Annotated in this window: 22 protein-coding genes; 14 read left to right on the top strand and 8 right to left on the bottom strand. The window is 68.1% G+C overall.

Annotation, left to right across the window (positions count from 1 at the left end; all coding sequences use genetic code 11):
- Window positions 1–58 precede the first annotated feature (58 nt).
- The 3 genes from HMPREF2924_RS26270 (at window position 59) to HMPREF2924_RS26260 (ending at window position 2,252) form a co-directional block, all read left to right on the top strand.
- Window positions 59–937 (top strand): LysR family transcriptional regulator, encoded by an 879-nt coding sequence (locus HMPREF2924_RS26270; protein ID WP_003084893.1) that lies wholly within the window; start codon window positions 59–61, stop codon window positions 935–937.
- 353 nt (window positions 938–1,290) lie between these two features.
- A complete protein-coding gene (gene dnr / locus HMPREF2924_RS26265) occupies window positions 1,291–1,974 on the top strand; it encodes a transcriptional regulator Dnr (RefSeq protein ID WP_003084891.1) in 684 nt (227 codons plus the stop codon).
- Between the two features lie 83 nt (window positions 1,975–2,057).
- Window positions 2,058–2,252 (top strand): hypothetical protein, encoded by a 195-nt coding sequence (locus tag HMPREF2924_RS26260; protein WP_003084889.1) that lies wholly within the window; start codon window positions 2,058–2,060, stop codon window positions 2,250–2,252.
- A gap of 6 nt (window positions 2,253–2,258) precedes the next feature.
- Here HMPREF2924_RS26260 and HMPREF2924_RS26255 read toward each other — a convergent pair whose 3' ends face one another.
- From HMPREF2924_RS26255 to nirQ, 6 genes are all read right to left on the bottom strand, one after another.
- The gene (locus tag HMPREF2924_RS26255) at window positions 2,259–4,097 is read right to left on the bottom strand and encodes a nitric oxide reductase activation protein NorD (RefSeq protein WP_003129146.1); all 1,839 of its coding nucleotides are present in this window, start codon (window positions 4,095–4,097) and stop codon (window positions 2,259–2,261) included.
- A 1-nt stretch (window position 4,098) separates the two neighbouring features.
- Window positions 4,099–5,496: a nitric-oxide reductase subunit NorB gene (gene norB / locus HMPREF2924_RS26250; protein WP_003084883.1), complete on the bottom strand. Its 1,398-nt coding sequence runs from the start codon at window positions 5,494–5,496 to the stop codon at window positions 4,099–4,101.
- A complete protein-coding gene (gene norC, locus HMPREF2924_RS26245; protein WP_003084881.1) occupies window positions 5,496–5,936 on the bottom strand; it encodes a nitric oxide reductase subunit NorC in 441 nt (146 codons plus the stop codon). Before norC ends, norB begins: the two co-directional genes overlap by 1 nt.
- Before the next feature lie 89 nt (window positions 5,937–6,025).
- Complete coding sequence (locus HMPREF2924_RS26240) at window positions 6,026–6,283, bottom strand: cytochrome C oxidase subunit IV family protein (protein WP_003084879.1); 258 nt, start codon at window positions 6,281–6,283, stop codon at window positions 6,026–6,028.
- 7 nt (window positions 6,284–6,290) lie between these two features.
- Window positions 6,291–6,818, bottom strand: a complete 528-nt coding sequence (locus tag HMPREF2924_RS26235) for a cytochrome c oxidase subunit 3 (RefSeq protein ID WP_003129145.1) — start codon at window positions 6,816–6,818, stop codon at window positions 6,291–6,293.
- A gap of 34 nt (window positions 6,819–6,852) precedes the next feature.
- Window positions 6,853–7,635 (bottom strand): transcriptional regulator NirQ, encoded by a 783-nt coding sequence (gene nirQ, locus HMPREF2924_RS26230; protein ID WP_003084875.1) that lies wholly within the window; start codon window positions 7,633–7,635, stop codon window positions 6,853–6,855.
- Between the two features lie 215 nt (window positions 7,636–7,850).
- Here nirQ and nirS point away from each other — a divergent pair, with 215 nt between their 5' ends.
- From nirS to nirN, 11 genes are read left to right on the top strand one after another with little or no spacing between them, the layout of a single operon-like run.
- A complete protein-coding gene (nirS, locus tag HMPREF2924_RS26225) occupies window positions 7,851–9,557 on the top strand; it encodes a nitrite reductase (protein ID WP_003129144.1) in 1,707 nt (568 codons plus the stop codon).
- Between the two features lie 50 nt (window positions 9,558–9,607).
- Complete coding sequence (nirM, locus tag HMPREF2924_RS26220) at window positions 9,608–9,922, top strand: cytochrome C-551 (RefSeq protein ID WP_003129143.1); 315 nt, start codon at window positions 9,608–9,610, stop codon at window positions 9,920–9,922.
- A complete protein-coding gene (nirC, locus tag HMPREF2924_RS26215; protein WP_003084870.1) occupies window positions 9,919–10,278 on the top strand; it encodes a cytochrome c55X in 360 nt (119 codons plus the stop codon). Before nirM ends, nirC begins: the two co-directional genes overlap by 4 nt.
- On the top strand, window positions 10,275–11,453 hold the full coding sequence (gene nirF / locus HMPREF2924_RS26210; RefSeq protein WP_023094497.1) for a heme d1 biosynthesis protein NirF: 1,179 nt from the start codon (window positions 10,275–10,277) through the stop codon (window positions 11,451–11,453). The genes nirC and nirF overlap by 4 nt, the downstream gene beginning before the upstream one ends.
- A gap of 8 nt (window positions 11,454–11,461) precedes the next feature.
- Window positions 11,462–11,914 carry an AsnC family transcriptional regulator gene (locus HMPREF2924_RS26205; RefSeq protein WP_003084864.1) on the top strand — a complete coding sequence of 151 codons (453 nt, stop codon included), beginning with the start codon at window positions 11,462–11,464 and terminating at the stop codon, window positions 11,912–11,914.
- Window positions 11,911–12,435: a siroheme decarboxylase subunit beta gene (locus tag HMPREF2924_RS26200; RefSeq protein ID WP_003129140.1), complete on the top strand. Its 525-nt coding sequence runs from the start codon at window positions 11,911–11,913 to the stop codon at window positions 12,433–12,435. The genes HMPREF2924_RS26205 and HMPREF2924_RS26200 overlap by 4 nt, the downstream gene beginning before the upstream one ends.
- Complete coding sequence (locus HMPREF2924_RS26195) at window positions 12,428–12,871, top strand: Lrp/AsnC family transcriptional regulator (protein WP_003129139.1); 444 nt, start codon at window positions 12,428–12,430, stop codon at window positions 12,869–12,871. Before HMPREF2924_RS26200 ends, HMPREF2924_RS26195 begins: the two co-directional genes overlap by 8 nt.
- Window positions 12,846–13,361 (top strand): siroheme decarboxylase subunit beta, encoded by a 516-nt coding sequence (locus HMPREF2924_RS26190; protein WP_003084858.1) that lies wholly within the window; start codon window positions 12,846–12,848, stop codon window positions 13,359–13,361. Before HMPREF2924_RS26195 ends, HMPREF2924_RS26190 begins: the two co-directional genes overlap by 26 nt.
- Window positions 13,355–14,518: a heme d1 biosynthesis radical SAM protein NirJ gene (gene nirJ / locus HMPREF2924_RS26185; protein WP_003084852.1), complete on the top strand. Its 1,164-nt coding sequence runs from the start codon at window positions 13,355–13,357 to the stop codon at window positions 14,516–14,518. The genes HMPREF2924_RS26190 and nirJ overlap by 7 nt, the downstream gene beginning before the upstream one ends.
- A gap of 10 nt (window positions 14,519–14,528) precedes the next feature.
- Window positions 14,529–15,368: a uroporphyrinogen-III C-methyltransferase gene (gene cobA / locus HMPREF2924_RS26180; protein WP_003129137.1), complete on the top strand. Its 840-nt coding sequence runs from the start codon at window positions 14,529–14,531 to the stop codon at window positions 15,366–15,368.
- A complete protein-coding gene (gene nirN / locus HMPREF2924_RS26175) occupies window positions 15,359–16,840 on the top strand; it encodes a dihydro-heme d1 dehydrogenase (RefSeq protein WP_003112134.1) in 1,482 nt (493 codons plus the stop codon). Before cobA ends, nirN begins: the two co-directional genes overlap by 10 nt.
- Window positions 16,841–17,174: 334 nt before the next feature.
- Here nirN and HMPREF2924_RS26170 read toward each other — a convergent pair whose 3' ends face one another.
- Together HMPREF2924_RS26170 and HMPREF2924_RS36625 are read right to left on the bottom strand one after the other, a co-directional pair.
- The gene (locus HMPREF2924_RS26170; RefSeq protein ID WP_020751128.1) at window positions 17,175–18,953 is read right to left on the bottom strand and encodes an acyl-CoA dehydrogenase C-terminal domain-containing protein; all 1,779 of its coding nucleotides are present in this window, start codon (window positions 18,951–18,953) and stop codon (window positions 17,175–17,177) included.
- Window positions 18,954–19,227: 274 nt separating this feature from the next.
- On the bottom strand, window positions 19,228–20,233 hold a 1,006-nt coding region (locus HMPREF2924_RS36625; protein WP_009877402.1), incomplete at its 5' end, for an acyl-CoA dehydrogenase C-terminal domain-containing protein.

The raw sequence follows: 20,233 nt of genomic DNA, 5'->3' as shown, positions 1-20,233 counted from the left end.
TGCCTCACGCGGGACCCACTCCATTTCGATTTTCCAGTTTCATCGATAAGAACAGCTTATGGATTTTCGCCAACTCCGCTATTTCGTCGCGCTCTACGAAGAAGGCCACGTCGGCCGCGCCGCCGAACGCCTGGCCCTGTCGCAACCGGCCCTCTCGCAGCAGATCCGCCAGTTGGAGCAGAACCTCGACGTCTCGCTGTTCCAGCGCAGCGGCAAGCGCCTGCTGCCGACCGTCGCCGCCCACACCCTGTACAACCATGCGGTACCGCTGCTGGAGGGATTGGAAAGGGCCCGCGAGGCGATGCGCGTATTCCGCGGGCAGACCCCGCGCAGCCTGGCGATCGGCGTGCTGCAGACGGTCAACGCCAGCCTGGTGCCGTACATGGTCGAACGCCTGCATGCCGCGCAGCCGCACCTGCGGGTGCAGATCTACGAACTGTCGGGAATCGACATCGAGCGGCGCCTGCTCACCGGCAACCTGGACATCGGCATCGGTTTCCTGCCGCCGCGCCAGCCGGGCCTGCACAGCGTCGAGCTGTACGAGGACGAATTGCAGTTGGTGATCCCCGAGGAACACCCGTTGAAGGAATTCAGGAAGGTGTCCCTGGCCCAGGCCGCGGAGTTGCCGATGCTGCTGCTCGGCGAGGAGTTCCGTGCGCGCCAGATCTGGCAGGAGCAACTCGCCGCGATCGGCCGGCGGCCGCGGGTGCAGGCGGAACTGAACCACATGAGCGGGATTCTCGACAGCCTGCCGCAGACCCGCTTCGCCACCGTTCTACCGGGCAAGGCACGGCAGATGCACTCGAACCAGCGGCTGCTGTGGAAACCGCTCAGCGAACCGCGCATCCCGCTGAAGGTCGGCCTGGTCTACCGCGACGCGCAACGCCAGCACGCCAGCGTCGAGCTGCTGCGCTCGCTGCTGGAAGGCGTGGTCTGAGCGACGCGGTTTTCCTCGGGCAATAAAAAACCCCGCCTTTTGGGCGGGGTTTTGCAGACCTCTATCCTGACATCCGTGCTACGCCACCATCCATGGTGGATTCCCTGAGTTTCCGTATTGTCTTTGGCGCTTCCTGCGCAATGTCCTGACGGTTTGAAGATTACGCATCTCCGCGAGGGGGAGAAAGCAGCCAAAACCACCGCCGTTTGTAAGCCTTGGCTTACACGCTGTAATAGTTCCGCTCGCCGGACCGACGGCAACACCCAGCCGCCGCGAGCTTGCCGTGCGTCAAGATGATCTGCGCCGGGCCCGCTACAGTGGCCAGTCCCCTCATCATCGCGAGCCTTCCCAGCATGGAATTCCAGCGCGTCCACCAGCAGTTGCTGCAAAGCCACCACCTGTTCGAACCGCTTTCTCCCGTCCAGCTCCAGGAACTGCTCGCCAGCAGCGACCTGGTCAACCTCGACAAGGGCGCCTACGTGTTCCGCCAGGGCGAGCCGGCGCACGCCTTCTACTACCTGATTTCCGGCTGCGTGAAGATCTACCGGCTGACCCCGGAAGGCCAGGAGAAGATTCTCGAAGTGACCAACGAACGCAACACCTTCGCCGAGGCGATGATGTTCATGGACACCCCGAACTACGTGGCCACCGCCCAGGCCGTGGTGCCCAGCCAGCTGTTCCGTTTCTCCAACAAGGCCTACCTGCGCCAGTTGCAGGACAACACCCCGTTGGCCCTGGCCCTGCTGGCCAAGCTCAGCACCCGCCTGCACCAGCGCATCGACGAGATCGAGACGCTTTCCCTGAAGAACGCCACCCACCGCGTGGTGCGCTACCTGCTGACCCTCGCCGCCCACGCGCCGGGGGAGAACTGCCGGGTGGAAATCCCGGTGGCCAAGCAACTGGTGGCCGGTCACCTGTCGATCCAGCCGGAAACCTTCTCGCGGATCATGCACCGCCTCGGCGACGAGGGCATCATCCGCCTCGACGGCCGCGAAATCAGCATCCTCGACCGCGAACGCCTGGAGTGCTTCGAGTGAACAGCCCCGCCGCTTGATCGCGGTCAAGCGCGCCACGGCCCGTCCACCGGCAAGCTGGCGGGGTCGAGCCCGCGAGAACGCCCATGCGCCAATGCCTGTATTGCCTCCATGAAACCGAAGGCGCGGAAAGCGCCTGCGAACAGTGCGGCATGCCACTGCCCAGCGCTTCCCAGCGCCAGCTCCAGGGTCGCCGGCAGCGGCGCTTCGCCTGGTTCTGCGTCGGGCTGGCGCTGTTCTGCCTGGGCATGATGCTCTGGCTGCCGCGCGATGTTCCCTGAGGCCTCTCAGCGGCGCAGGCGCCGATAGAGCTGGAGCAGGCGCTCGGGCAACTGCCCGGCGCGCTCGACCAGCGCGAAGCCGTCGGCGCCGAACAGGTAGGGCAGGTAGTCCGCCGCCTCCTTGTCGATGGTGATGCAGAAGGGCACCAGTCCCTGGCTGCGCGCCTCGATCACCGCCTGGCGGGTGTCCTCGATGCCGTAGCGGCCCTCGTAGCGGTCCAGGTCGTTGGGCTTGCCGTCGCTCAACAGCAACAGCAGGCGACGCTTCTGCGGCTGCCCGCCGAGCACCTGGCTGGCCCGGCGGATCGCCGCGCCCATCCGCGTGTAGTAGCCCGGCGAGAGCGCCAGCACGCGACCGCGGACCTCGCCGCCGTAGCCTTCGTCGAAGTCCTTCAGCACCTGCCAGCGCACCTGCTGCCGGCGCACCGAGGAAAACCCGTACAGCGCGAAGGGGTCGCCCAGTGCCTGCAATGCCTCGCCGAACAGCAGCAGGCTGTCGACGATGCTGTCGATCACCCGCCGCTGGTCGTCGAGGTAGGCTTCGGTGGACATCGACAGGTCCGCCAGCAACAGGCAGGCGAGGTCGCGCCGGCGCGGCCGCTGTTCGAGGAACAGGCCTGGCTGGGTGGAACCGCCGCGCCGCCGCTCGACCTGGAAGTCGAGCCAGGCATCGAGGTCGATCTCGTCGCCTTGCGGCTGCTGGCGCAGGCGTTGGCGGCCGTCGCGCAGGCAGGCGAACTGGCGGCGCAGATGCAGCGCGGTCTTCTCCAGGTGCGCCGGCAGGCTGGCGCTGGTCGCGCCGCGCGGCCGCATCGGTTGCAGCAGCACGTGGTCGCTCAGCAGGCGCTGCTGCCGATAGTCCCACTCGGGCAGCTTCAGCCCGGGGCCGAGCGGCAGGTCATCGTAGTCGGCGGCCGGCAGGTCGAGATCCAGGCGCAGGCCGCCGCCCTTCTGCGTGCGCTGGCGCGACAGCGACAGGTAGTCGAGGTCTTCGGCGACGCGCGCGCCGTCCGGGTCGTCCTCGTCGTCGCTACAGCGGTCCAGGGCCAGGTGCTCCGACCAACTGAGCAGGCTTTCCAGGCGGAACAGCAGCAGGTTGCGTTCGCTGTCGCGCTCCTCGATGCGCTCGGCGCGCTTGCGCGCTCCGCTGCGGGCGACCTGGCGCTTGCCGGCGCCGGCGGCCGCTTCCTCGCCGTCCTCCGCGCTGGCGGAAGGCGTCCAGCGCTCGCCGGGATACAGCCACAGCGGCACCGGCCAGGGCGCCCGCTCGACTCGCGGGAAGCGCTCGACGCTGCCCGGCTCGGCAAGCGCGCGGCGCAGGGCGATTTCCAGTTCGGCGTCTGCCGCCGGGCAATCGTCCAGCGACGGGCGCTGGCGCAGATGCGCGGCGACCAGCCGGGCGTAGCGCGGGCGCAGCGCCGGATAGGCATCGAGCAACTGCCGCGCCCAGCGCTGGTTGTCCTGGGCCCAGTGCCGCAGCGGCCCGGCGCTGGCCGCCAGCAGCGCCAGCCAGCGATACAGTTCGCGGTTCAGCTCGGCCTGCGGATAGACCGCGAGGGATTCCGGCAGGCGCAGGCTGTCGCCGTTGAACCAGGACACCGGGGCCTGCTCGCAGGTCCCGGCGACCCGCTGCAACCAGGTGCGGCGTAGCAGCAGGCGGCGCGCCGGGGTCGCCTCGAGGGCTACCCCCGGTGCGCCGCCGAGCGCCCGGAAGAGCATGCCGAGCGGACGCCGCATGCTCTCCAGGGTCACCCGCGCCGCCTCGAACTCGCCGCTGGCATGGCGGGTGATGAAGCGGTGCCAGTGGGCGCCGACCCATTCCTCCAGCTCGACGGCGAAGGCCATCTCAGGCGGCCGCCTTGCCGCGCCGGAAGCTCAGCAGGTAGGCGACCAGGCCGATGAGGAACACCACCCCGGCGCCTTCGCGCAGCCAGTAGAAGATCGCCAGCTGGTCCTGGGTGGCCATGAAGGTCATCGCCGCGCCGTCCGCCGGCATCCGTTGCAGCCAGACCTGCAGCACCCCGGCCGCGGAGAGGAACAGGGTGATGAACACCATCGCCACGGTCATCAGCCAGAAGCCCCACATCTCCAGGACCTGCGAGCGGTTGTCCATCGCCTCGCCGATCCCGCGCAAGCGCGGCATGGCGTAGGAGATGATGGTCATCACGATCATCGCGTAGGCGCCATAGAAGGCCATGTGGCCGTGGGCGGCGGTGAGCTGGGTGCCGTGGGTGTAGTAGTTGACCGGCGCCAGGGTATGCATGAAGCCCCACACTCCCGCGCCGAGGAAGGCCATCACCGTGGTGCCCATGGCCCACAGTGCGACCGCGCGGTTCGGATAGTCGCGGCGGCGGCGGTTGATGGTGTTGAAGGCGAACAGCACCATGGCGAAGAACGGCAGCGGCTCCAGCGCCGAGAATACCGAGCCGAGCCACAGCCAGTAGCCGGGCACGCCGATCCAGAAGTAGTGGTGGCCGGTGCCGATGATGCCGCTGATCAGCGCCATGGCGATGATCACGTAGAGCCACTTCTCGATCACCTCGCGGTCGACCCCGGTGATCTTCACCAGCACGAAGGCGAGGATCGCACCCATGATCAGTTCCCACACGCCTTCCACCCACAGGTGCACCACCCACCACCAGTAGAACTTGTCGCGGGTGAGGTTTTCCGGGTTGTAGAAGGAGAACAGGAACAGCAGGGCGAGGCCGATCAGGCCGGTCATCAGGACCATGCTGATGGCGGTCTTGCGCCCGCGCAGCACGGTCATGCCGACGTTGAACAGGAAGCCCAGGGCGACGATCACGATGCCCGCCTTGCTGATGGTCGGCTGTTCGAGGAACTCGCGGCCCATGGTCGGCCACAGTTCGTTGCCGGTGAGCCTGGCCAGGCCGGCGTAGGGCACCAGCAGGTAGCCGAGGATGGTCAGCACGCCGGCGGCGGCGAATACCCAGAACAGGATCCAGGCCAGCTTCGGGCTGTACAGCTCGCAGTCGCTCTCCTCCGGCACCAGGTAGTAGGCAGCGCCCATGAAGCCGAACAGCAGCCAGACGATCAGCAGGTTGGTGTGCACCATGCGCGCGACGTTGAAGGGGATCGCCGGGAACAGGAAGTCGCCGACCACGTACTGCAGGCCCATGATCAGGCCGAACAGGATCTGCCCGACGAAGAGGATCAGGGCGAACACGAAGTAGGGTTTGGCGACCGCCTGCGAGGCGAATTTCAGGGAGCCATTGGGCGACATCATCAACCCTCCTTGTTCGGCGGCCATTGGTTGGTATCGATCTTCGAGCTCCACTTGAGGAACTCGGCCAGGTCGTCGACCTGCCCTTCGCTGAGATGGAACTGCGGCATGGCGCGGCGGCCCGGCACGTTCAGCGGCTGGATCTTCATCCAGGCCTGGAGGAAGGTGTTGAAGCCCTCCTCGCCGCCACGGCGTCCGACCACGTTGCCCAGCTCCGGCGCGAAGTAGGCACCCTCGCCGAGCAGGGTGTGGCAGCCGACGCAGTTGTTCTGCTCCCAGACCAGCTTGCCGCGCACCACCGCGGCGCTCATCGCGGCCTCGTTGGTGCGCTCGGGCAGGGTCTTCTCGGTGTGGTAGGTCAGGGCCAGGAACAGCAGGATGAAGAACACACTCCCGCCGAAATAGATGTTCCTGGCCATGCCTTTGGTAAAGGTCTCGGACATGCGGCCTCCTGGAATGGGTGGTGCGGCGATTCTAGGAAGCGGCGGCGGCGAACCCGCTTGATGGCAATCAAGATTCCCGAACGATTTACTCAGTTATTCATCCGCGCCAGGTACAGCGCAGCGCCCACCGCCAGGGCCATCAGCAGCGGCCAGGCCAGCAGCAGGCGGCGCCATAGCGCCGGGGCATGGGCCAGCTCCATGAAGCGCTCGCCGATCAGCCAGCCCTTGGCCACCGCGCAGGCCAGCACCGCCGCCAGCAGCCAGGGAGAGTCGCCGGCACCGCCCAGCAGCACGCCGGCCACGGCCAGCGCCAGCAACGCCAGCCAGCAGAGGGTCAGGGTTCGCATCGGCACCTCATTGCAGGACGTAGACCAGCGGGAACAGCAGCACCCAGACCAGGTCGACCATGTGCCAGTAGAGCACTCCCGACTCCAGTCCCGAGCAAGCCTGCGGCGTATAACACCGGCGCCAGCAGGCCTGCGCCAGCCAGCCGAGGATCAGCAGGCCGAGCAGGACGTGGAGGAAATGGAAACCGGTCAGGCACCAGTAGAGGGTGAAGAAAGTGTCGTGTTCGATGTCCAGGCCGAGGTCGGCGAGCCGCCCGTACTCGTGCAACTTCAGGCCGACATAGACCAGCGCCAGCAGCAGCGCCGCCAGCAACCAGCCGCTCGCCTGGCGCGGCCGTCCGCGGCGCACCGCATGCACCGCCAGCGCGGCGAGCCAGCCGGAGCTGAGCAGGGCCACGGTCAGCAACAGGCCCCAGCGGCTATCCAGTTGCCCCCGGCCGGCGCGGAACAGCTCCGGCTGCCAGGCCTGGGCGCCGGCGAACGCCAGCAGCAGCAGGCTGAACACGCTGAGTTCGGCGAGGATGAAGAACCACATCGCCAGGTCGCCGGGCAGGCGCCGCTCGACGGTATCAGGCGACATGGAGATCGACGATGTCCATCAGCGCCGCCACCGTCGCCGGGTCGTCCGAGAGCGGTTCGGCCAGCGCCACCCGGCACGCCTCGCGCGGGTCCATGCCGTCGCCGATGAGGCGCGCGGCGAAGATCAGCAGGCGGGTCGAGGCGACTTCCTCCAGGTCGTGCTGCTCCAGCCGCCGCAGCGCCTGGCCCAACTGCACCAGGCGCTGCGCCAGGGCCTCGGCGCAACCGCTTTCGCCGACCAGGATGCGTGCCTCCTGCTGCGCCGCCGGGTAGTCGAAGCGCAACGCGACGAAACGCTGCCGGGTGCTGGGCTTCAGGCCCTTGAGCAGGTTCTGGTAGCCGGGGTTGTAGGACACCACCAGCATGAACGAAGGCGGCGCCTGCAACGTCTCGCCGGTGCGCTCCAGGTACAGCTCGCGGCGGTCGTCGGCCAGCGGGTGGATGGCGACCGTGGTGTCCTGGCGCGCCTCCACCACTTCGTCCAGGTAGCAGATACCGCCTTCGCGCACTGCGCGGGTCAGCGGGCCGTCCTGCCACCAGGTGCCGTCGGCGCCGATCAGATGGCGGCCGAGCAGGTCGGCGGCGCCCAGGTCGTCGTGGCAGGCGACGCTGTACAGCGGCAGTTCCAGGCGCCGCGCCATGTACTGGACGAAGCGGGTCTTGCCGCAACCGGTGGGGCCCTTGAGCAATACCGGCAGGCCGTGCCGCCAGGCGCGCTCGAAGACTTCGATCTCATGGCCGGTGGCCTCGTAGAAGGGTGTCGCGTCCCGCATGTCCTACTCCTGCGCTAGGGATTAGGACCGCACGCTATTCACAGTTGGAAGGTGCCACAAGCGCAAAGCAACGCAATCTTGATTCCGGTCAAGCAAGGGTAAAGACCCTGCTTTCTATGATCCTTTCGCGCCATGAATTCCCGGGAGTTCCCGACGCAGCCACCCCCAAAACACTGCTAAGGGAGCGCCTCGCAGGGCTCCTGAGGAGATAGACCATGCCATTTGGCAAGCCACTGGTGGGCACCTTGCTCGCCTCGCTGACGCTGCTGGGCCTGGCCACCGCTCACGCCAAGGACGACATGAAAGCCGCCGAGCAATACCAGGGTGCCGCTTCCGCCGTCGATCCCGCTCACGTGGTGCGCACCAACGGTGCCCCCGACATGAGTGAAAGCGAGTTCAACGAGGCCAAGCAGATCTACTTCCAACGCTGCGCCGGTTGCCACGGCGTCCTGCGCAAGGGCGCCACCGGCAAGCCGCTGACCCCGGACATCACCCAGCAACGCGGCCAGCAATACCTGGAAGCGCTGATCACCTACGGCACCCCGCTGGGCATGCCGAACTGGGGCAGCTCCGGCGAGCTGAGCAAGGAACAGATCACCCTGATGGCCAAGTACATCCAGCACACCCCGCCGCAACCGCCGGAGTGGGGCATGCAGGAGATGCGCGAATCGTGGAAGGTGCTGGTGAAGCCGGAGGACCGGCCGAAGAAACAGCTCAACGACCTCGACCTGCCCAACCTGTTCTCGGTGACCCTGCGCGACGCCGGGCAGATCGCCCTGGTCGACGGCGACAGCAAGAAGATCGTCAAGGTCATCGATACCGGCTATGCCGTGCACATCTCGCGGATGTCCGCTTCCGGCCGCTACCTGCTGGTGATCGGCCGCGACGCGCGGATCGACATGATCGACCTGTGGGCCAAGGAGCCGACCAAGGTCGCCGAGATCAAGATCGGCATCGAGGCGCGCTCGGTGGAAAGCTCCAAGTTCAAGGGCTACGAGGACCGCTACACCATCGCCGGCGCCTACTGGCCGCCGCAGTTCGCGATCATGGACGGCGAGACCCTGGAACCGAAGCAGATCGTCTCCACCCGCGGCATGACCGTAGACACCCAGACCTACCACCCGGAACCGCGCGTGGCGGCGATCATCGCCTCCCACGAGCACCCCGAGTTCATCGTCAACGTGAAGGAGACCGGCAAGGTCCTGCTGGTCAACTACAAGGACATCGACAACCTCACCGTCACCAGCATCGGCGCGGCGCCGTTCCTCCACGACGGCGGCTGGGACAGCAGCCACCGCTACTTCATGACCGCCGCCAACAACTCCAACAAGGTTGCCGTGATCGACTCCAAGGACCGTCGCCTGTCAGCCCTGGTCGACGTCGGCAAGACCCCGCACCCGGGGCGTGGCGCCAACTTCGTGCATCCCAAGTACGGCCCGGTGTGGAGCACCAGCCACCTGGGCGACGGCAGCATCTCGCTGATCGGCACCGATCCGAAGAACCATCCGCAGTACGCCTGGAAGAAAGTCGCCGAGCTACAGGGCCAGGGCGGCGGCTCGCTGTTCATCAAGACCCATCCGAAGTCCTCGCACCTCTACGTCGACACCACCTTCAACCCCGACGCCAGGATCAGCCAGAGCGTCGCGGTGTTCGACCTGAAGAACCTCGACGCCAAGTACCAGGTGCTGCCGATCGCCGAATGGGCCGATCTCGGCGAAGGCGCCAAGCGGGTGGTGCAGCCCGAGTACAACAAGCGCGGCGATGAAGTCTGGTTCTCGGTGTGGAACGGCAAGAACGACAGCTCCGCGCTGGTGGTGGTGGACGACAAGACCCTGAAGCTCAAGGCCGTGGTCAAGGACCCGCGGCTGATCACCCCGACCGGCAAGTTCAACGTCTACAACACCCAGCACGACGTGTACTGAGACCCGCGTGCGGGGCACGCCCCGCACGCTCCCCCCTACGAGGAACCGTGATGAAACCGTACGCACTGCTTTCGCTGCTCGCCGCCGGCACCCTGCTCGCCCAGGGCGCCTGGGCCGAAGATCCCGAAGTGCTGTTCAAGAACAAGGGCTGCGTGGCCTGCCATGCCATCGACACCAAGATGGTCGGCCCGGCCTACAAGGACGTCGCCGCCAAGTTCGCCGGCCAGGCCGGCGCCGAAGCGGAACTCGCGCAGCGGATCAAGAACGGCAGCCAGGGCGTCTGGGGCCCGATCCCGATGCCGCCGAACGCGGTCAGCGACGACGAGGCGCAGACCCTGGCGAAGTGGGTCCTGTCGCAGAAATGAACGCCCCTCCGGACTTCCGGCGCGCCGCCAGCCACGCCTTGTGGCTGGCCCTCGCGCTGACGTTCGCCTGTCCTCTTCCGGGCCTGGCCGACGAGCATCCCGATGCCCGTCGCCAGGCCCAGTTGCGTCACCTGCTGTTGCAGGACTGCGGCTCCTGCCACGGCCTGCGCCTGACCGGCGGCCTCGGCCCGGCACTGACCCCCGAGGCCCTGCGCGGCAAGCCGCGCGAATCGCTGGTCGCCACCGTGCTCATGGGCCGTCCGCAAACCCCGATGCCCCCCTGGGCCGGCCTGCTCAGCGAAGACGACGCCGGCTGGCTGGTGGACCGCCTGATCGAAGGAGAGATCGCCCCATGAACCTGCGTCCCCTCGCGCCGCTTTTCCTCGCCCTGCTCGCCGGCTGTAGCCAGCAGCCGCCCTTGCGCGGCAGCGGCGACCTCGGCGTGCTGATCGAACGCGCCGACGGCAGCGTGCAGATCCTCGACGGCACGGCGAAGACCTCGCTGGCGCGGGTCGAAGGCCTCGGCGACCTGTCCCACGCCTCCCTGGTGTTCTCCCGCGACCAGCGCTACGCCTACGTGTTCGGGCGCGACGGCGGCCTGACCAAGCTCGACCTGCTGGCACAGCGCATCGACAAGCGCCTGATCCAGGGCGGCAACAGCATCGGCGGAGCGATCAGCCAGGACGGTCGGCTGGTCGCGGTATCCAACTACGAGCCGGGCGGGGTCAAGGTGTTCGACAGCCGCACCCTGGAGCTGGTCGCCGAGATTCCCGCCACCCGCCTCCCCGGCCAGGACAGGAATTCCCGGGTGGTCGGCCTGGTCGACGCGCCCGGGCAGCGCTTCGTGTTCAGCCTGTTCGACAGCGGCGAGATCTGGATCGCCGACTTCAGCCAGGGCGACACGCCGCGCCTGACCCGCTTCCGCGATGTCGGCAAGCAACCCTACGACGCCCTCATCAGCCCCGACGGGCGCTACTACATGGCCGGCCTGTTCGGCGAGGACGGCATGGCCCAGCTCGACCTCTGGCACCCGGAGCGCGGCGTCAGGCGCGTACTCGGCGACTACGGCCGCGGCCAACGCAAGCTGCCGGTGTACAAGATGCCGCACCTGGAGGGCTGGACCATCGCCAGCGACCAGGCCTTCGTCCCGGCGGTCGGCCATCACCAGGTGCTGGTGCTCGACGCGCGCGACTGGAAGCAGACCGACGCCATCGACGTCGCCGGCCAGCCGGTGTTCGTCATGACTCGACCGGACGACCGGCAGATCTGGGTCAACTTCGCCTACCCGGACAACGACAAGGTGCAGGTCATCGACAGCGAGACCCACCAGGTGATCGAGACCTTGCGCCCCGGCCCCGGCGTGCTGCACATGGAATTCAGCGGGCGCGGCGACCAGGTCTGGATCTCGGTGCGCGACGCCGACCAGTTGCAGGTCTGGGACCCGTACCGCCTGGAGCGCATCGGCAGCCTTCCGGCCCGCAGCCCGAGCGGCATCTTCTTCAGCCACCGCGCCCAGCACATCGGACTCTAGGAGGCACCATGGACGACCTCTCCCGCCGCCTCCTCGCCCGCTACCAGAAAGGCCTGCCGATCTGCGCGGAACCCTATCGGCGGATGGCCGAAACCCTGGGTTGCAGCGAAGCCGAGGTGCTCGAACGGCTGCGTCGCCTGGAAGCCGACGGCGCGTTGTCGCGGGTCGGCCCGGTGCTCCGCCACCAACGCGCCGGGGCCAGCACCCTGGCTGCCCTGGCGGTGCCCGAGGAGCGTCTGCAACGGGTCGCCGAGCGCATCAGCCAGTACGCCGAGGTCAACCACAACTACCAGCGCGAACACCGCTACAACCTGTGGTTCGTGCTCACCGCCGGCGACCGCGCGCAACTCGACCGGGTACTGGCGGAGATCGCCGCCGACACCGGCCTGCAACCCCTCGACCTGCCGATGCAGGAAGCCTACTGCATCGACCTCGCGTTTCCACTGGAGGCCAGCCGATGAACCCCGTCGAACCCCTCGCCGCGCCGCAGCGGCAACACCTGCGCTACCTGCTGGAACAGGGCCTGCCGCTGGCCAGCCGGCCCTACCGGGTGCTCGCCGAACGCATCGGCGCCGGCGAAGACGAAGTGCTGGAACAGGTCCGCCGCTGGGACGAAGACGGCCTGTTCCGCCGCTTCGGGGTGATCCTCCACCACCGCGCCCTGGGCTATACCGCCAACGCCATGCTGGTGCTGGACGTCGCCGACGCGGAGGTCGACGCCGTCGGCCGCGCCCTCGCCCACGAATCTATCGTCTCGCTCTGTTACCGCCGCCCGCGTCGCCTGCCGATGTGGCCATACAACCTGTTCTGCATGATCCACGGCCGCGAGCGCGGCGAAGTGGAACGCCAGATCGAGGCCCTGCTGGAGCGCCACGCCCTGCGCCAGACACCGCACCGCTGGCTGTTCAGCCTGCGCGCCTACAAGCAGTGTGGCGGCCGCTACACCGCGCCGCCGGCCGACCTGGAGCGCCGCCATGGATGAGTTCGACCGGTGCCTGCTGAACCGCCTGCAACACGGCCTGCCACTGGAGCCGCATCCCTACGCGCTGCTCGCCGCCGAGCTGGATTGCCGCGAGGAAGACATCCTGCGCCGCCTCGACGACCTGCTCGACGACGGCACCCTGACCCGCTTCGGTCCGCTGTTCGACATCGAGCCCCTCGGCGGCGCCTTCACCCTCGCCGCCATGAGCGTGCCGGAGGCGCGTTTCGAAGAGATCGCCGCGCTGCTCGCCGGCTGGCCGCAGGTCGCCCACAACTACCGTCGCGAGCACGCCCTGAACATGTGGCTGGTGGTCGCCTGCGACAGCCCGGTGGAGGTCGCCGAGACCCTCGCACGGCTGGAGCGCGAGAGCGGGCTGGCGGTACTCGACCTGCCCAAGGAGGCGACCTACCATGTCGGCCTGCATTTCCCCCTCTGACGCCCTGCTCGCCCGCCGCCTGATCGAACTGACCCAGGCCGGCCTGCCGCTGGTCGCCGACCCTTGGGCGTGGATCGCCGCGCAACTGCGGCTGAGCGAGGCGGAGACCCTGGCGCTGCTGAAGCGCCTGCGCGACGCAGGGGTGATCCGGCGCATCGCCGCGGTGCCCAACCACTATCGCCTTGGCTACCGGCACAACGGCATGACCGTCTGGGACGTCGCCGACGAACGCATCGAACGCCTCGGCCGGCTGGTAGGCGGGCTGTCCTTCGTCAGCCATTGCTACCGGCGCCCGCGCCATCTGCCGCAGTGGCGCTACAACCTGTTCGCCATGGTCCACGGCCGCAGCGAAGCGGAGATCGAAGGCTACCGCCAGCAGATCCGCCTGCTGCTCGGCGAGGACTGTCGCGCCGACGAGATGCTGGTGAGCAGCCGCATCCTGAAGAAGACCGGCCTGCGCCTGGCGCAGAAGGAGGAACGTCCATGCTGAGGATCAGCCATTACCTGCGCAGCCTCGCCGAGGACGCGCCGGCGCCGCGCCGCGCCGGCGGCAGGCGCGCCCCGGTGGTGATCTGGAACCTGCTGCGGCGCTGCAACCTGACCTGCAAGCACTGTTACTCCACCTCCGCCGACAGCGACTTCCGTGGCGAGCTGGAGACCGCGGAAATCCTTCGCGGCATCGACGACCTGCGCGCCGCCGGAGTGCGCGTGCTGATCCTCTCCGGCGGCGAACCGCTGATGCACCCGGACCTCTTCGAGATCGCCGCCCATGCGCGCCAGGCCGGGATGTTCGTGGCGCTGTCGAGCAACGGTACGCTGATCGACGAAGGCAACATCCAGCGCGTCGCCGAGGCCCGCTTCGACTACGTCGGCATCAGCCTCGACGGCCTGCGCGAGACCCACGACCGCTTCCGCCAGAAGCAGGGCAGCTTCGACGCCGCGCTGGCGGCCATGCGCCTGTGCCGCGAGGCGGATATCCGCGTCGGCATGCGCACCACCCTGACCGAGGAGAACGCCGCGCAACTACCGGCACTGCTCGACCTGATGCGCGAACTCGACGTGCAGAAGTTCTACCTCTCGCACCTCAACTACAGTGGCCGCGGCCGCCGCAGCCGCGCCCTCGACGCCCACCACCGGCGCACCCGCGAGGCCCTCGCGCTGCTCTTCGAACGGGCCGACGAGGACATCCGGCAGGGGCGCGACAGCGACTTCGTCACCGGCAACAACGACGCCGACGCGATCCTTCTCCTCGACTGGCTCAAGCGCCGCCGCCCGCAGCAACTGGCGCGTCTCTGCGAGCTGCTGCTGGACTGGGGCGGCAACGCCTCGGGCGAGGGCATCGCCAACATCGACAACACCGGCGAGGTGCATCCGGACAGCTACTGGTGGCACCACAGCGTCGGCAACATCCGCCATCAGCGCTTCGCCGACTTCTGGTTCGAGCGCCCCGACCCGCTGCTCCTGCAACTGCGCCAGCGCCCGCGACCGGTGGTCGGGCGCTGCAGCCAATGCCGCTGGCTGGACATCTGCAACGGCAACACCCGCACCCGCGCCTGGGCCGGCGGAGAACTCTGGGGCGAAGACCCCGGCTGCTACCTCAGCGATCAGGAAATCGGCCTCGAGCGCATCGCGCTGCACGCCGTCTAAGGAAAGCCTCATGAACACTACCGTGATTCCGCCGTCCCTCCTCGATGTCGATTTCCCTGCCGGCAGCGTCGCCCTGGTCGGCGCCGGCCCCGGCGATCCGGGCCTGCTCACCCTGCGCGCCTGGGCCCTGCTGCAACAGGCCGAGGTGGTGGTCTACGACCGCCTGGTCGCCCGCGAGCTGATCGCCCTTCTGCCGGAAAGCTGCCAGCGCATCTACGTCGGCAAGCGCTGCGGCCACCACAGCCTGCCGCAGGAAGAAATCAACGAGCTGCTGGTGCGCCTGGCCCGGCAGCAACGCCGGGTGGTCCGCCTGAAAGGCGGCGACCCGTTCATCTTCGGTCGCGGCGCCGAGGAGCTGGAGCGCCTGCTCGAAGCCGGCGTCGACTGCCAGGTGGTCCCCGGCGTCACCGCCGCCTCCGGTTGCAGTACCTACGCCGGCATCCCGCTGACCCACCGCGACCTCGCCCAGTCCTGCACCTTCGTCACCGGCCACCTGCAGAACGACGGCCGCCTCGACCTCGACTGGGCCGGCCTGGCGCGTGGCAAGCAGACCCTGGTGTTCTACATGGGCCTGGGCAACCTCGCCGAGATCGCCGCGCGCCTGGTCGAGCACGGCCTCGCCGGCGACACCCCGGCGGCGCTGGTCAGCCAGGGCACCCAGGCGGGCCAGCAGGTGACCCGCGGCGCCCTTGCCGAGCTGCCGGCGCTGGCGCGACGCTACCAGTTGAAGCCGCCGACGCTGATCGTCGTCGGCCAGGTGGTGGCGCTCTTCGCCGAGCGCGCGATGGCGCATCCTTCATACCTGGGCGCCGGCTCGCCGGTCAGCCGCGAGGCCGTCGCATGCGCCTGATCGGTCTCGCCCTCGGCCTGCTCCTCGGCGCCCTCGCGCAGGCCGGCGAAGCGCCGGGGGAAGCGCTCTACCGCCAGCACTGCCAGGCCTGCCACGGCGCCGGGCGGCTCGGCGGCAGCGGCCCGACCCTGCTCCCGGAAAGCCTTTCGCGGCTGAAGCCGGCGCAGGCCCGCGAGGTGATCCTGCACGGTCGCCCGGCAACCCAGATGGCCGGCTTTGCCGGTCAATTGGACGCCGCCGCCGCGGACGCCCTGGTCGCCTATCTCTACCAGACGCCGCCGCGCGAACCGCAGTGGAGCGCCGAGGACATCCGGGCCAGCCAGGTTCAGCCGCATCCCCTCGCCACCCTGCCGTCCAGGCCGCGCTTCGAGGCCGACCCGCTGAACCTGTTCGTGGTGGTGGAATCCGGCGACCACCACGTGACCATCCTCGACGGCGATCGCTTCGAGCCCATCGCCCGCTTCCCATCGCGCTACGCCCTGCACGGTGGTCCGAAGTTCTCCCCGGACGGGCGCCTGGTGTACTTCGCCTCGCGCGACGGCTGGGTGACCCTCTACGACCTGTACAACCTGAAGGTGGTCGCCGAGGTCCGCGCCGGCCTCAACACGCGCAACCTGGCGGTCAGCGACGACGGGCGCTGGGTCCTGGTGGGCAACTACCTGCCCGGCAACCTGGTGCTGCTGGACGCCCGCGACCTGTCCCTGGTGCAGGTCATCCCGGCGGCCGACGCCCAGGGCCAGGCCTCGCGGGTCAGCGCGGTATACACGGCACCGCCGCGGCACAGCTTCGTGGTCGCCCTGAAGGACGTCCACGAGCTGTGGGAGCTGCCCTATGCCAACGGCAAGCCGGTCGCGCCGAAACGGTTGGCGGTGGCCGACTACCTCGACGACTTCTCCTTCAGCCCCGACTACCGCTACCTGCTGGGCAGCTCGCGGCAGGCCAGGGGCGGCGAGGTGATCGAGCTGGACAGCGGCGCGCGGGTCGCCTCGATCCCGCTGTCGGGCATGCCGCACCTCGGCTCGGGCATCTACTGGAAGCGCGACGGGCGCTGGGTGTTCGCTACGCCGAACATCAGCCGCGGGGTGATCTCGGTGATCGACCTGCAAAACTGGAAGCCGTTGAAGGAAATCGTCACCGACGGCCCCGGCTTCTTCATGCGCAGCCATGCCGACTCGCCCTACGCCTGGACCGATACCTTCCTTGGCAAGAAACACGACGAGATCCTGCTGATCGACAAGCAGACCCTGGAAATCGCCCATCGCCTGCGCCCCAGCCCGGGCAAGGTGGCCGGCCACGTCGAGTTCACCCGCGACGGCCGCTACGCCCTGCTCAGCGTCTGGGACCGCGACGGCGCGCTGGTGGTCTACGACGCGCACAGCCTGGAGGAAGTGAAGCGACTGCCGATGAACAAGCCGTCGGGCAAGTACAACGTCGGCAACAAGATCGGCTATGCGGAGGGAACCTCGCACTGAGGCTCGGGCGAGACGCCATCAACGGATATCCCCGTATCCTCCGCGACGGGCCACGACACCCCTGTCCCATCACGGCACGAGAAAAACCACGGGAATGGCGGATAACCGCAAGCGGTTATTCGCCCTACCGCCCACCCTACGCGAGGAGCCGTAGGGCGCATAACGCCAACGGCGTTATCCGCCGATCACCCTGTCCCATCACGGCCCCGAGAAAACCCTGGGAATGGCGGATAGCCGCAAGCGGATATCCACCCCCACCCGTCCCGCGCGCCGAGCCCCCGGCGCCCAGAAAAAAGCCCCGCATCGCGGGGCTTTCCGTCTCAGGCGCCAGGCCTCAGAACTGCTCGGCGTCCAGCAGGTACAGCGACTCGCTGCCGGCGCGCACGGAGGCGCTCAGGGAATGGATGCGCGGCAGCAGGCGGGCGAAGTAGAAGCGCGCGGTACCCAGCTTGCTGGCGTAGAAGTCGTCCTCGCCCTGCTTGGCCAGCGCGGTGCGCGCCATCAATGCCCACATGTAGGCGTAGGCGGTATAGCCGAACACATGCAGGTATTCGACCGACGCCGCGCCGATCTCGTTGGGGTTGCCCTTGGCACGGTCGAGCAGCCAGGCGGTCAGCTCTTCCAGGTTCTCCACGGCGGCCGCCAGCGGCTTGCTGAACTCGCCCAGGGCCTCGTCGGCGGAAGCGACGAAGGCCTTGATCTCGTCGGTGAAGTGACGGGAGAAGGCGCCGCCGCTGCCGATCACCTTGCGCCCCACCAGGTCGAGCGCCTGGATGCCGTTGGTGCCTTCGTAGATCTGCGTGATGCGACAGTCGCGCACCAGTTGCTCCTGGCCCCATTCGCGGATGAAGCCGTGGCCGCCGAAGATCTGCTGGCCATGGATAGTGGTTTCCAGTCCCATGTCGGTGAGGAATGCCTTGGCCACCGGGGTCAGCAGCGCCACCAGCTCTTCCGCACGCTTGCGGGTGACCGCGTCTTCGCTGTACTTGGCGGTGTCCAGCTGCATCGCGACGTAGCTGGAGAAGGCGCGGCCGCCTTCGTTCAGCGCCTTCATGGTGAGCAGCATGCGGCGCACGTCGGGGTGCACGATGATCGGGTCGGCGGCCTTGTCCTTGGCTACCGGGCCGGTCGGCGCGCGGCTCTGGATACGCTCGCGGGCATACTCGATGGCGCTCTGGTAGGAGCGCTCGCCGGTGGCCAGGCCCTGGATGCCGACGCCAAGGCGCTCGTAGTTCATCATGGTGAACATCGCCGCCAGGCCCTTGTTGACCTCGCCCACCAGCCAACCGGTGGCGCAGTCGAAGTTCATCACGCAGGTGGCCGAGGCCTTGATCCCCATCTTGTGCTCGATGGAGCCGCAACCCAGGCTGTTCTTCTCGCCCAGCGAACCGTCGGCGTTGACCAGCACCTTCGGCACCAGGAACAGCGAGATGCCCTTCGGCCCGGCCGGGGCGTCGGGCAGCTTGGCCAGCACCAGGTGGATGATGTTCTCGGTCAGGTCATGCTCGCCGCCGGTGATGAAGATCTTGGTCCCGCTGATCTTGTAGGAGCCGTCGGCCTGCGGCTCGGCCCTGGTGCGGATGATGCCCAGGTCGGTGCCGGCATGCGGCTCGGTCAGGCACATGGAACCGGCCCAGATACCGGCGTACATGTTCGGCAGGTACTTGTCCTTCAATTCGTCGCTGGCATGGGCATTGAGCGCCAGGCAGGCGCCGGCGGTCAGCATCGGATACAGGCCGAACGACAGGTTGGCCGAGTTGACCAGTTCCTCGACCTGCGCCGAGATCACCTTGGGCATCCCCATGCCGCCGTAGGCCGGATCACCGCCGACGCCGACCCAGCCGCCTTCGGCGTAGGTCCGGTAGGCCTCGGGGAAGCCGGCCGGGGTGCTCACCGCGCCAGCGTTCCACTGGCAGCCTTCCTCGTCGCCCGGACGGTTCAGCGGGGCGATGGTACCGGCGGTGACCTTGCCGGCCTCTTCGAGGATCGCCGCGGCGGTCTCGGCGTCGACCACTTCGGCCAGCGCCGGCAGTTGCGCCCAGAGCCGGGAGACCTCGAACACCTCATTGAGGACGAAGCGCATGTCGCGCAGCGGAGCTTTGTAATCAGCCATGTGGGGGAATCCTCGATCGTACCGATCGCCGGCCGGGGGCCAGCGGCAACAAAATGGAGGCACGAAAGGCGTGCCGCGGCCGAGTCTACACCACCAACATTTCGGACTTGTAGCGTCACGTCGTGACCATTAAGTCTATATCGGTCTTCTATGCGACAGGCATGAAAAAGCCCGCTTTTCGCGGGCTCGAGCGAGTTCGCCGGGAGTCCGACGGGCCCGGCGGGTGGGGGAGAAACCGGGGGGAAGAAGCGCCGCGCCCCTGCCCCGGCAGCCGCTAGAGCGAAAACTGCTCCGCCGACAGGCTCATCAGGCCCGCCGCGCCGGCCTGGATCGCCGCGGCGTGCGCCGCGGTGCGCGGCAGCAGGCGACTGAAGTAGAAGTCGGCGGTGGCCAGCTTGGCTTCGTAGAACGCGGCCTCGCCGCTGCCGACATCCAGCTTCTCGCGCGCCACCAGGGCGATGCGCAACCAGAAATAGGCCAGGGTCACGTAGCCGGAGAACATCAGGTAGTCCACCGAGGCGGCGCCCACTTCGTCGGCATTCTTCATCGCCGCCAGGCCCACCTGCTGGGTCAGTTCGCCCCACTGCGCGTTCAGCGCCGCCAGTTGCGCGACCTGTCCCTTCAGTTGCGGATGCTCGGCCTGGGCCTGGCACAACTGGTGGACCAGTTTGGTGAAACCGCGCAACAGCTTGCCCTGGCTGCCCAGTACCTTGCGGCCAAGCAGGTCGAGGGCCTGGATGCCGTTGGTGCCTTCGTAGATCTGTGCGATGCGACAATCGCGGACCAACTGCTCCATGCCCCACTCGCGGATGTAGCCGTGGCCGCCGTAGACCTGCATGCCGAGGTTGGTCACCTCCTGCCCGGTCTCGGTCATGAAGGCCTTGCAGATCGGTGTCAGGAAGGCCAGCAGATCGGCGGCCCGCTCGCGCTCGGCGGCGTCCTGCGACAGGTGCTCGGTGTCGAGCAACTGGGCGGTGAAGTAGGCCAGCGCGCGGTTGCCTTCGTTGAACGCCTTCATGGTCAGCAGCATGCGCCGTACGTCGGGGTGCACGATGATCGGGTCGGCCGGCTTGTCCGGCGCCTTCGGCCCCGTCAGCGAGCGCATCTGCAAGCGCTCCCGGGCGTAGCGCACGGCGCCCTGGTAGCTGGTCTCGCCAAGGCACAGGCCCTGCATGCCGGTGCCCAGGCGGGCGTGGTTCATCATGGTGAACATGCAGTGCAGGCCCTTGTTCGGCTCGCCGATCAGGTAGCCGGTGGCGCCGTCGAAGTTCATCACGCAG

The organism is Pseudomonas sp. HMSC063H08, from assembly GCF_001813645.1.
Classification (GTDB): domain Bacteria; phylum Pseudomonadota; class Gammaproteobacteria; order Pseudomonadales; family Pseudomonadaceae; genus Pseudomonas; species Pseudomonas aeruginosa.
Note: the sequence above shows the minus strand (reverse complement) of the source record. Positions and strands in the feature narration are given on the sequence as shown.

Bases quoted from the DNA above. Each gene is read 5' to 3' on its own strand.
- nirF (WP_023094497.1), top strand. From the start codon at position 10,275: ATGAACCTGCGTCCCCTCGCGCCGCTTTTCCTCGCCCTGCTCGCCGGC.
- HMPREF2924_RS26205 (WP_003084864.1), top strand. From the start codon at position 11,462: ATGGACGACCTCTCCCGCCGCCTCCTCGCCCGCTACCAGAAAGGCCTG.
- HMPREF2924_RS26200 (WP_003129140.1), top strand. From the start codon at position 11,911: ATGAACCCCGTCGAACCCCTCGCCGCGCCGCAGCGGCAACACCTGCGC.
- HMPREF2924_RS26195 (WP_003129139.1), top strand. From the start codon at position 12,428: ATGGATGAGTTCGACCGGTGCCTGCTGAACCGCCTGCAACACGGCCTG.
- nirS (WP_003129144.1), top strand. From the start codon at position 7,851: ATGCCATTTGGCAAGCCACTGGTGGGCACCTTGCTCGCCTCGCTGACG.
- norB (WP_003084883.1), bottom strand. From the start codon at position 5,496: ATGATGTCGCCCAATGGCTCCCTGAAATTCGCCTCGCAGGCGGTCGCC.
- HMPREF2924_RS26260 (WP_003084889.1), top strand. From the start codon at position 2,058: ATGCGCCAATGCCTGTATTGCCTCCATGAAACCGAAGGCGCGGAAAGC.
- dnr (WP_003084891.1), top strand. From the start codon at position 1,291: ATGGAATTCCAGCGCGTCCACCAGCAGTTGCTGCAAAGCCACCACCTG.
- nirJ (WP_003084852.1), top strand. From the start codon at position 13,355: ATGCTGAGGATCAGCCATTACCTGCGCAGCCTCGCCGAGGACGCGCCG.
- nirN (WP_003112134.1), top strand. From the start codon at position 15,359: ATGCGCCTGATCGGTCTCGCCCTCGGCCTGCTCCTCGGCGCCCTCGCG.
- HMPREF2924_RS26170 (WP_020751128.1), bottom strand. From the start codon at position 18,953: ATGGCTGATTACAAAGCTCCGCTGCGCGACATGCGCTTCGTCCTCAAT.
- HMPREF2924_RS26235 (WP_003129145.1), bottom strand. From the start codon at position 6,818: ATGTGGTTCTTCATCCTCGCCGAACTCAGCGTGTTCAGCCTGCTGCTG.
- nirM (WP_003129143.1), top strand. From the start codon at position 9,608: ATGAAACCGTACGCACTGCTTTCGCTGCTCGCCGCCGGCACCCTGCTC.
- HMPREF2924_RS26240 (WP_003084879.1), bottom strand. From the start codon at position 6,283: ATGCGAACCCTGACCCTCTGCTGGCTGGCGTTGCTGGCGCTGGCCGTG.
- HMPREF2924_RS26255 (WP_003129146.1), bottom strand. From the start codon at position 4,097: ATGGCCTTCGCCGTCGAGCTGGAGGAATGGGTCGGCGCCCACTGGCAC.
- HMPREF2924_RS26190 (WP_003084858.1), top strand. From the start codon at position 12,846: ATGTCGGCCTGCATTTCCCCCTCTGACGCCCTGCTCGCCCGCCGCCTG.
- cobA (WP_003129137.1), top strand. From the start codon at position 14,529: ATGAACACTACCGTGATTCCGCCGTCCCTCCTCGATGTCGATTTCCCT.
- nirC (WP_003084870.1), top strand. From the start codon at position 9,919: ATGAACGCCCCTCCGGACTTCCGGCGCGCCGCCAGCCACGCCTTGTGG.
- nirQ (WP_003084875.1), bottom strand. From the start codon at position 7,635: ATGCGGGACGCGACACCCTTCTACGAGGCCACCGGCCATGAGATCGAA.
- norC (WP_003084881.1), bottom strand. From the start codon at position 5,936: ATGTCCGAGACCTTTACCAAAGGCATGGCCAGGAACATCTATTTCGGC.
- HMPREF2924_RS26270 (WP_003084893.1), top strand. From the start codon at position 59: ATGGATTTTCGCCAACTCCGCTATTTCGTCGCGCTCTACGAAGAAGGC.